This is a genomic window from Lentibacillus salicampi (genome assembly GCF_004565465.1).
GTDB classification, from domain to species: domain Bacteria; phylum Bacillota; class Bacilli; order Bacillales; family Amphibacillaceae; genus Lentibacillus; species Lentibacillus salicampi.
In genome coordinates, this window is sequence record NZ_SRHY01000039.1 from 20,609 (window position 1) to 30,592 (window position 9,984).

The window sequence follows — 9,984 nt, forward strand, 5'->3', positions numbered from 1 at the left end:
AAGAAAAGCAGCCGCATTCTAATGAGAGAATGCGGCTGCTGGGCAGGCTCAGTCATCTGTCCTGGTCTTTTTAAAGCAAATATACGTAAACAGCGCTGCGGCAATCACCCAAATGGCTATAATCCCCAGCGGCAGCCATGAATTGGTATCGTGCAGTTCGACTGCCTGCATGATTGGGAACACACCGGCAATGTGAATGGCGATACTGTCTTCACCGAGGCCAAAAAGCTCGATCATTGGAGTGAAACCAAACAGAAACATAACCGGCATGGAATAAGCTGAAGCTGCGGCAACAGATTTTGCAAATAGACCAATGCCGATGCCAAGCATGAGAAAGAACAAAAACATTAGAATCAATCCAAGCATAGCCCTGACGTTTAAGAGCGGTTCAAAACCAATAATCAGCAATGATATCACGAGGGTTATGAACGTAATCAGACCTGTTACAAGACTTTTGCCGGTAATAATGTCAACAAATGAAGCTGGTGACAACATCAGACCGCGCAACGTTTTCTTTTCTTTTTCCTCAGCCATCATGGTCACCATGCACACGGATGTGACCGCAGAAAAAGTCACGCCGACAATCACATAGATGGTAAAAATCAGATATTCATCTTCTCCTCCGCCTATGCCCATACCGTTGTAAACCAGAGCTAGTATGATTGAAATGGAAGGCATCATCAGCATGGTGATATTCCGCATGAAGTCTTTCATGTCTTTTTCAAAAATGGCACTTATCCGTTGAACGTTCATGATACCAGCTCCTTCCCGGTCACTTTCAAAAAGATTTGTCCAAGTGTTGGATTGTCTGTGTTTATGGCTTTGATCTCGCCATTTTCAATGAGTTCTTTGATTTGTCCGGCATTTTCCGGCTCATTGTCAATGACCAGCCGTTTGCCTGAAAATGTTTCCACATGAAATGCATGCGTCGAATATTTATAGCGGAGCGCACCCGGGCTGTCCAATTCCTGCAGTCTACCATTGTTCAAGAATGCTACCCGGTCACATAATTCGGTCGCTTCTTCCATATTGTGTGTTGTGATAAAAATCGTTGTTCCGGCTTCATTCAGCTTCTGCAGCCCGCGATGGATCTGCGCGGCATTCCCGGGGTCCAAAGCAGATGTCGGCTCATCGAGAAAAACTAGTTTTGGTTTATGAATGAGTGCTTTGGCGAGCAACACGCGCTGCTTCATTCCTTTGGAAAGCTTCGAGATTGTTGTTGTACGTTCGTCTTCCATATTGACCTCTTTTAAGATCACATCAACTTCTTTGAGTGGGGCATTGTACAATTTACAGAATAATTTCAGGTTATCATGGACCGTCAGCCGCTCATACAGTGCACTATTGTCCGATAAAATACCGATTTTTGATTTGAAATCTGATGATCCGAACCTTGTCGAATCCATTCCGAGTACATTCACGTCACCATCTGTCTGGGTTGATTCACCGGTTAGAATTTTAATCGTTGTCGTCTTGCCTGATCCGCTTGGCCCGAGCAGCCCGAAGATTTCACCCTTTTCTACATTGAACGTGACCTGTTCGATAGCCGTTTTCCTGCCAAACACTTTTCGCATGCCTTTTACTTCAATTGTATTGTCCAACTGAAAACCTCCTTCGATCAACTGCTTCCATCATAACGGGAAACAGGAGAGGGGTCAGCCGGATTAGCACGAAATGTACTATTATACGGGTGGAATGTACCGGATGGGCTGTAAAATAACATCTGCCAATGCCTTGCGGTGCCGCTGTTTGCGATGAACTGTACCTATTTCAGGCTAAATTTCTCCTGGATGTCTTGAATTTTTGTCCGTGACAGCGGAATGGTCGACTGTATTTTGTTATCAATTCTGAGTGAATAGGTGTTTTTCGACCATGTAATGATCTCCCGCACTTTTTGCAGGTTCACGATATAGGACCGGTGGCAGCGGTAGAAACCGTAAATCTCCAGTTTCTTTTCGATTTCCGAAAGTGTTGAATCCATGGCATAGGATTCATCATTGATGACGATCATCGCTTTTCCGTCCTGACTTTCGATGTAGTCAATTTCCGGCGGATCAAATAAAATCATTTTGTCATCCACTTTTGCCGGGATCTTGAATAAATTGGTGGTCGCCGGTGCATCAGGGCTATCGGGTTCAGACGCATTTTCTTCTTCATCGACTTCAACTGGATGCAGGCCGTTATCATGAAGTTTGTATGCGGCATCACCCAAAAGCAGCGCGTGCTCCATATTGGATACCAGCACAAGGACAGGGATGCTATCCTCTTTTATTTTTTGAAGCATATTGATGAAGGTATTGATGGTCCTGATATCAACGCCATGAATCGGCTCCCGGAACACCATGGGACTGACGCCGCTCATAAAATATTTGGCAAAGTAGACCCGGCGGATTTCCGATTCCGAGCACTTGTACAGCGGTTTTTTCGCACAGCTGTGCAGATCAAACAAAACAAGTATTTCGGGAATCGGCGTCCGGCAGCCGAACCATTTATGAAAAAATGTAATATTATTTTCCACCGTCAGACGGTTGTATAACCCTTCCTGCTGATCAAAAATCGGAATCCCGGCATTTTCGCGAAGGACCTTCACCAGCTCAGCCTGCATGTCCGTGTCACTGTAAATAGTTGTGGCATATGAATCATCGATGGTAAGGGAAAATGAGGGAAGTGATTCACTGTTTATCATCTCTTGATCTATTATAAAATGTGCCATTAATAAATACTCCTGTTCAAAAAATCGTCTAAGCTTAGATTAGTATAACATGTAGTGATTGGAAAGGTATTTTTTTAGGAATGCAATTTCATGCCAGTTCATTCTCCGCGATTGGAAAACATCCGTGAGTATGATTGTTGATTTTTTGGTGTTAGCATAGTAACATCAATCATGCTGTTAAAAACATAGTTTATGACGATTGCTTAACAGCGCATCAAAAAACATAGCTGGTTAATGATAATGGACTGCCATCCTTTTCATGGTTTTAAAAAAAGTACAGGAAGTTAGGAAGATAGGCTATGAAATTGAATATGAACACAACATTAGAAACGGTTCAATGGTTTGTCTTTTTGCTGGCAAGTTCTGTGGCACTGCCGATTGTGATTGGCTCCATGTTTGATATGAACTTTTCAGAGGTGTCCGGTTTAATGCAACGGACATTTTTTGCTGTTGGCGTCACCTCTTTTCTGCAAGGGTGGCTCGGTCATCGCCTGCCGATTATGGAAGGCCCCGCTGGATTATGGATCAGCATTTTTTCTGTTATGGCCATAACGGGAGCAAGTCAAGGCGTTAGTTCCGGGGAAACCCTCCGTACGTTGGAGACGACCATGCTGTTTGCTGGTGCCTTTTTGGCATTATTTGGGATGTTTAAATTGACGCAAAAGTTATTACATTTATTTACGCCGCTGGTGACAGGGTCGTTTTTATTCCTTCTAACCGTACAGTTAAGCGGAACCTTTCTGGAAGGAATGTTAGGGATCCAACAGGAAGCAGGCGCTATTCGTGTTGATGAGGCCTTGCTTGCTTTTGGTACGTTCTTTTTGGTCTTAGGGCTGAGTACATTCGGAAAAGGGTGGTTGCGTAATTATGCTGTCCTGATTGGTATCGGGGTCGGGTGGATCTCGTACATGCTCGTTGCAGGGCAATCAGGCACACCAATGAATACAGCTGTCTTTTCCGTGCCGGAATGGTTTGCATGGGGACCGCCAAAACTTGATTTTAGTGTTATACCCATCGCGTTTATTACGGCCATTATTTTGTTGTCGAACCTTGTAGCTTCGGTCGTTGCTGTGTCGCAAGCGGTTTATGGCAAGCCCTCTTACGGCTACGATCAAATTAATCGGGGCAGTATGTTTGTCGGTGTTACGCATGGTGTTTCGGCAGCATTTTCAACGATAGCGAACGTACCGTTAGCGTCCTCTTCAGGTTTTATCAATTTGACTGGTCAAAAGAGGAAAGCGCCTTTTATGTATGCAGCGATTCTATTAGCAGTTTTGGCCTTTTTCCCGCCGGTCGTTTCTTTCATTTCCGGGATTCCTGCTCCGATAGCAAACGCAGCTCTATTGGCAACGTTTGTGCAGCTAATGGGACTGGGGTTAAGTAATATTGCAAGTGAGCATCTGGATTCCCGCAGGCTTACCATTCTCGGCGTTTCCTTTTTAATTGGGATTGGTACGATGTTTTTACCATCGGAGGTATTTGAGGGAATGCCTTCGCTTGTGCAAAACTTAGCCAGTAATGGTTTGTTGATCGGTACTGTACTCGTCATTTTAATGGAACGGCTATGGAAAAATAATGAAAAGTAACAACCATGTTTTGAAATACTGTTAAAATATGTGATATGATTGATAAATCAGTGTGTAGAGATATTGGTCTTACTTATTGATCAAAAATATATGTCTCATGATACGTCTGCCATCTGAAATATTATAAATGGAGTTGACGAATATGCATGAGGAAACAAGATTACCCCGAAACGGAAAAGAATTTGTATTGTTCTTAGGCATCATTTCAATCATTTCAGTAAACATTATCGCACCACTTATTATGGGGTTTGAATTTGGATTCCGTAAAGAAGTTTACTTTGATACCTTTCAAGTCATTCCGTTTGTATGGATTTGTGTCATCTTATTGGTCACGCTGGTTGCAAACCCGATTGTTGGCAGACTGATACCAAAGTTTACGAAGCCCACGGACGGATTTAATGCCAAAGTATTATTCAATATATTATTTAGCGTCACGATCTTGTCTATTACATTGACCATTATCGGATCCTGGATTGGGATGAGAGAAATCAGCTTAGAGCCGATTCAAACGTTTTTTTATTCCTGGCCTCGTAACTTTTTCATCGCATTTTGGGTTGAAGCTCTGATTGCGCAGCCAATAGCAAGATTTGCCATGAAAAAATTACATGCAGGACAGGTACGTAATACAGTAAATGCTTAACACTTGTCACGGTGTGTTTCTGAACAACAATTGAAAAGTCTTAATAGCCGATTGGTTTTATAAAAAAATCAGTCGGCTTTTTCGTGGCAAAATTGGTAATATATGGAAAACCAAAAAGGAGCCTTGTTTTAACAAAAGAGAAACAGCCCCCGAAACCGGGGGAGAGCATTCCGGAATCAGGAGACTTTACCTTATAATCAGAAGCGTGTGATTCGAAAACGGGAAACTCTACCCTATAAATGGGAGGGAGCTTTATCTAGTGGGAAGTGGGTTTCAAAAATAGGTAACGATTAAAAATAATCCAGTTTGTGTCCCCTCAGTCATTCACCGCCATACGCCCGAGCGGACCGTCCTCACAGATTATGTCCGCAATGGCATAGACGGAAATCGGAAACATTGGAAATCCGAAAACATATGGTGTTATGTCGTATAGCTGAAAATAAATGACAAGCGCTTTGTCAGCGATATAAAAGTCCTGGTCTGGCTGTATATCAACATGGTCATCGAAAGTCTGGATATCGCGATGTTCGATTTGCTCGTTAACCAGTTCAGTCAGCCGCTCAGTATAATGGCTCCCTGGTTTAAACAGATCACTTAAACTGCATTGCTTCCGTTCCTTAAGATCAAACGTCAATGATTCGATATACGTCATGCCGTGTGCGGCTTGGTAATGATAGGCATAATTGGACAATGATAAACTGAGAACGTTGCGCTGATTGTTTTTGATTTCAAAAGAGCCATCCATTTCTACGAGGGGAGTCGGCATTTCATCAGCCTGTTTATTGATAAGCTGCTGCGTCTGATAAGTGATCCGCTCGTTTATGAACTGTTCCATTCCTTGATCCTGCATACCGAAAACCCTCGGATAGACGACATTCTTTTCCGGTCCGCCACTGATTTTAATCGGCTCAATACGAACAGGCAATGGTATAGGCATAATAATCACCTTCTTATGGTTTTGTGCCTAGTGTATTCGTCCGGGGTGGAATTTGTGCTGTGTGACAACGAGGCTTTTTTATTCCAGTTGTCTCTTTTTGTTGTTTCGTGTTACTACCGAAACACACTTACCTCGGTGGTTAAAGCGTGGTCACGGAATAAAGTCTTGTAACAACGCTGGATAGCTATAAAATGACTGAGAGTTAAAAAAATGATAAAATAAATGTAACAAAGTAAGAATTTGAGAATATATTATTGGAAGGATGGATATAATCATGGTAAATATGACTGAAAGCAGGGATACTATGTCCGGGAAGAGTGTTCGTTTACGCGGTAAAAACCAAGTAACAATCCCTACTGATGTGGTTGAACAACTTGACTTAAAAGAAGGAGAACAATTTGAAGTTTCCGTTGAAAATGGCCATATCGTCTTAATTCCGGTCATAACCATTGAAAAAGATCAAGCGTGGTTTTGGACGGAAGAATGGCAAAAAGGTGAGCGTGAGGCAGATGAAGATATTAAAGCTGGCCGTGTGAAATCCTTCAAGAATGCCGAAGAAGCTATAAAATGGCTTGATAGTGATGAAGCCGTTTCATGGGCGAACGAGGATAAATAAATGAAGCTAATATTTACAAAGCCTTTTGTTAAAAAGTATAAAAAATTTGATAGGCAAGCTCAAAGTAAAATTAAAAAAACATTGGAACTAATGGAGACAAATTTATCTCATCCCTCACTAAGGGTCAAAAAAATGAAAGGTTACCAAAATCCTGATATATGGGAAGCAAGTGCCAGTATGGATTTACGAATTACCTTTGAAATTGAAAAGCCTGAAAAAATAATTCTGTGTAACTGCGGTCATCATGATCCCACTTTGAAAAACCCGTAAAATGATATAAGAATGAAAGGCGGCCAAAAGATGAAATTATCAACAGAAAGATTATCACTAAGGCCTTATAAAGATCATGATCAGACATTCCTGATTTCCATGCTGTATGATCCTGATATGATGCGGTTCATTGGAAATGGTCAGCCTAAAGATGAAAGCGGTACAAAAAAATTCGTGGATTGGATTTATGATACATATGAGAACGGTTCGGAGTTTGGGCTGCATGTAATTGTCCGGAAAGATGACGACATTCCAGTAGGCCATGGCGGCTTGGTTCCGCAGTCTGTCGATGGCAATAAAGAGACAGAAATAGGTTATTGGATTAATCGTCCATACTGGGGACTTGGATATGCCACAGAAGTTGCTGAAGCACTTAAAAAGTATGGTCTGCAGGTATTAGGTGAGTCAAGACTGATTGCTTTAATCCAGCCTGAAAACGTTGCCTCGAAAACAGTGGCTGAGAAAATCGGAATGCAAGTTGAGAAAGAAATCGTGCTTTCCGGGCAGGATGTTCTTGTTTACGCTGTAAATGAATAGAACAATTCACATAACTCCTGAGAAACAATTAAAAGGAATGAGATTGGATGAGCGATAAATATCGTGTTGTTACACTGCAAAAACGCCCTGAATTAATCGACGACATTAATGAACTGCATAGCCTTGGTTGGGCTCAATTCATGAGAGAAGACCCGATTTCTGTAAAGTACTGGGACAAGCTTCTTTCGTGGTTTCCGGAATATCAGTATCTGCTTTTAGATGATCAAGGCGCCACTGTGGCTTGTGGTAATTCAATCCCTTTTCATTGGGATGGTACTGAAAATGGCTTGCCATCAGGCTGGGATGGCGTATTTGAACAGGGAATATTGGACAATCAAAATAATATACCTCCAAACAAGGTGTCTGCTTTGGCAATCGTCATTCATCCTGATTTTCAGGGAAAAGGGCTTAGCGAAATTATGGTAAGAGAGATGAAGTCTTTAGTGAAAAAGAATCAATTTCATCAAATGATAGCACCCGTACGGCCATCTTTAAAGCCAAAGTATCCGCTGATTCCTATGAAAGAATATGCCTTCTGGAAGAGAAAAGACGGGAAACCATTTGACCCCTGGTTACGTACACATCATAAGACAGGCGGCCAAATCATGTGTGTTGCGGAAAAGTCTATGGTCATACCGGCAACAATTCAGCAATGGGAGACGTGGACAGGTATGGCGTTCCCTGCTTCGGGAAAATATGTGATACTTGAAGGGTTGGTACCACTGGAAATAGATTATGAGAAAAATTACGGGATTTATGTAGAGCCGAATGTATGGATGAAGCATCGATTGTAGTCCTAAAAACAAAGGCAATCAAGCGGTAAAGAATGGAGGTTTCTTATGAAAAAAGGCATCATCAGGCCACTGGCAATCTGCATATTTAGATATCATGATTCGATACTTGTTGCGGAAGGCTATGATTCTGTTAAAGGTGAAAACTACTACAGGCCGATTGGCGGGATAGAGCTTGGTGAGTCAAGCTCAGATGCTGTTATACGGGAGGTTAAGGAAGAAATAGATGCTGATATTTGTGACCTGAACTATTTAGGAATGATTGAAAATCTTTTTACCTTAAATGGCGCTGCTGGTCACGGGATCGTGATGGTCTATGATGCTTCGTTCGTTGATAAGTCGTTTTACAAAACGGAATCGTTTGAGGGGAAGGAAGGCGACGGGTCGATATTTAAACTGATATGGTTCCCATTGAGCGAATTTCAAGAGGGCAATATGCGACTTGTTCCAGAAAACCTGCTCGGGCTGCTGGATAAAAAATAGAAACGAACATCAAAAATGATGCACCTACTCAGATGCACCATTTTTGTATTGGCAGATATTGATCAGAAATATTAAGGCAAGAATACTGCTCCGTGTCTGCTATCCGTTTTCCATTTCAGAGAGGTCCTTGAAATCCCGGATAGTAGCAGGGATTTGTACCGGTTGCTCATTTGGAAAGATGTTAGCTTTCTTAATCTTTTCTAGTCTAAGTGTCGTTTCTCCGTCAAAATATTGTTCGCCACATTGCTTACAGATCTTTGCAGGAACATCCTCGATAATAATTTTTTTCCATTCCATTCGCGTTCAACTGAAACGTGTTTTGACTCTAAATCGCCGTTGCAGATGGAACATTTTTTCATTCTGATTGCCTCCTTGTCCTTTCATCTGACCACACTGCCAGCCGCAGACAGTTACATATCCCGCAGTCACATGAAGGTTCAGCAAATGAGACAATCAGCGGCACTTTTACTTAACCTCAACCTCATGCTCTTCATGCTCATGCAGTCCGTCGTCGTTTTTAACATGAATCGTCATCGTATAGGCGCCGGCTTCATCAAATGCATAAGCGGCACTGTATTCACCTGCTTCATTTTCGTCTGCGTCAACCCACTCATGAAAGTCTGAATTATCATCACTCGTTATTTCATATTGGACGTTGGCATTTTCAAGCGGCTCTTCATCCATTTGCAATTGAACCGTCAAGTCAGTTTCCTGACCTGTTTGGACATTTTTCGGCTGGGAAAAATCCATGCTGAATCCATCTGCATGATGTCCATGTTCATGACCGCCATCTTCCTCATTTTCACCGGCTGTTTCATCGCTGCTGCCTTCACCGACCGTTACAGCTTTCTTAGGCATTGTGTGCATTTCCCGGGCTTGGGTGTGGGCATACATTTCATAAACACCATCCTGGTCAATGGATATTTCAGCTGTGTATGTTCCATCCTCATTGTTCGTTGCGTCAACCGTTGTACTGTCATCTTCATGTCCTTGTTCCCAGTACTCAAATCTGACAAACTCCGCATCTTTAACCATTTCTTCGCCGTATGTAACGGTTGCTTTAGGTTCAATCGTTTCACCAACATTGGCTGTTTCAGGAAGCTCAAATTCAACTTCAAGCACGGCAGGTTCCTCAGATCCCTCGTTGGCTGTGTTTTCATTGTCATTACCACCACAAGCGGCTAACAACGTCAGTGCCAGGATAATCATAATGGTCCAAATGTTTTTTTTCATTTTGCTTCCTCCATTCTATATCGTTAAAATTATTTTAAAACGGTTCTCTAAAAGACCGGTGAAAAACTATATTTTTTATCCATCAAAGATTCGGACAAAGACGAGGATTTTTCTTGGATTCCTTTAAAAATAAGGGAAATAAAGTGGTTGTCGTGGTTTCTTTCATCCCGTTTTTTCG

General features: G+C 42.1%; 13 protein-coding genes. 7 read left to right on the forward strand and 6 right to left on the reverse strand.

What is annotated here, in order from left to right; all coding sequences use genetic code 11:
• Window positions 1-48: 48 nt before the first annotated feature.
• From E4U82_RS15865 to E4U82_RS15875, 3 genes are all read right to left on the reverse strand, one after another.
• Complete coding sequence (locus E4U82_RS15865) at window positions 49-753, reverse strand: ABC transporter permease (RefSeq protein ID WP_135111162.1); 705 nt, start codon at window positions 751-753, stop codon at window positions 49-51.
• Complete coding sequence (locus tag E4U82_RS15870; RefSeq protein WP_135111163.1) at window positions 750-1,601, reverse strand: ABC transporter ATP-binding protein; 852 nt, start codon at window positions 1,599-1,601, stop codon at window positions 750-752. Before E4U82_RS15870 ends, E4U82_RS15865 begins: the two co-directional genes overlap by 4 nt.
• A gap of 164 nt (window positions 1,602-1,765) precedes the next feature.
• Entirely contained in the window at window positions 1,766-2,713 is a 948-nt protein-coding gene (locus tag E4U82_RS15875) for a response regulator transcription factor (protein ID WP_135111164.1), read from the reverse strand.
• Between the two features lie 299 nt (window positions 2,714-3,012).
• Here E4U82_RS15875 and E4U82_RS15880 point away from each other — a divergent pair, with 299 nt between their 5' ends.
• On the forward strand, window positions 3,013-4,299 hold the full coding sequence (locus E4U82_RS15880) for a purine/pyrimidine permease (RefSeq protein ID WP_135111165.1): 1,287 nt from the start codon (window positions 3,013-3,015) through the stop codon (window positions 4,297-4,299).
• A 142-nt stretch (window positions 4,300-4,441) separates the two neighbouring features.
• Window positions 4,442-4,939: a hypothetical protein gene (locus tag E4U82_RS15885; RefSeq protein ID WP_135111166.1), complete on the forward strand. Its 498-nt coding sequence runs from the start codon at window positions 4,442-4,444 to the stop codon at window positions 4,937-4,939.
• 316 nt (window positions 4,940-5,255) lie between these two features.
• Here E4U82_RS15885 and E4U82_RS15890 read toward each other — a convergent pair whose 3' ends face one another.
• Complete coding sequence (locus tag E4U82_RS15890; RefSeq protein WP_135111167.1) at window positions 5,256-5,876, reverse strand: DUF3298 and DUF4163 domain-containing protein; 621 nt, start codon at window positions 5,874-5,876, stop codon at window positions 5,256-5,258.
• 274 nt (window positions 5,877-6,150) lie between these two features.
• Between E4U82_RS15890 and E4U82_RS15895 the strand changes: the two genes are divergently transcribed.
• The 5 genes from E4U82_RS15895 to E4U82_RS15915 are packed head-to-tail and all read left to right on the forward strand — an operon-like array spanning window position 6,151 to window position 8,573.
• Window positions 6,151-6,492, forward strand: a complete 342-nt coding sequence (locus E4U82_RS15895) for an AbrB/MazE/SpoVT family DNA-binding domain-containing protein (protein WP_135111168.1) — start codon at window positions 6,151-6,153, stop codon at window positions 6,490-6,492.
• Entirely contained in the window at window positions 6,493-6,762 is a 270-nt protein-coding gene (locus tag E4U82_RS15900) for a type II toxin-antitoxin system RelE/ParE family toxin (protein ID WP_135111169.1), read from the forward strand. It begins immediately after the preceding gene.
• Window positions 6,763-6,792: 30 nt separating this feature from the next.
• Complete coding sequence (locus E4U82_RS15905; protein WP_135111170.1) at window positions 6,793-7,299, forward strand: GNAT family N-acetyltransferase; 507 nt, start codon at window positions 6,793-6,795, stop codon at window positions 7,297-7,299.
• A gap of 47 nt (window positions 7,300-7,346) precedes the next feature.
• Complete coding sequence (locus E4U82_RS15910) at window positions 7,347-8,093, forward strand: GNAT family protein (RefSeq protein ID WP_135111171.1); 747 nt, start codon at window positions 7,347-7,349, stop codon at window positions 8,091-8,093.
• A 45-nt stretch (window positions 8,094-8,138) separates the two neighbouring features.
• Window positions 8,139-8,573: an NUDIX hydrolase gene (locus E4U82_RS15915; RefSeq protein ID WP_135111172.1), complete on the forward strand. Its 435-nt coding sequence runs from the start codon at window positions 8,139-8,141 to the stop codon at window positions 8,571-8,573.
• Window positions 8,574-8,672: 99 nt separating this feature from the next.
• Here the strand turns inward: E4U82_RS15915 and E4U82_RS20665 are convergent, their stop codons facing one another.
• Both E4U82_RS20665 and E4U82_RS15925 read right to left on the reverse strand, forming a co-directional pair.
• Entirely contained in the window at window positions 8,673-8,870 is a 198-nt protein-coding gene (locus tag E4U82_RS20665; RefSeq protein ID WP_135111173.1) for a YgiT-type zinc finger protein, read from the reverse strand.
• A gap of 168 nt (window positions 8,871-9,038) precedes the next feature.
• Window positions 9,039-9,806, reverse strand: coding sequence for a FixH family protein (locus tag E4U82_RS15925; protein ID WP_135111174.1), 768 nt, complete (start codon window positions 9,804-9,806; stop codon window positions 9,039-9,041).
• Window positions 9,807-9,984: the final 178 nt, after the last annotated feature.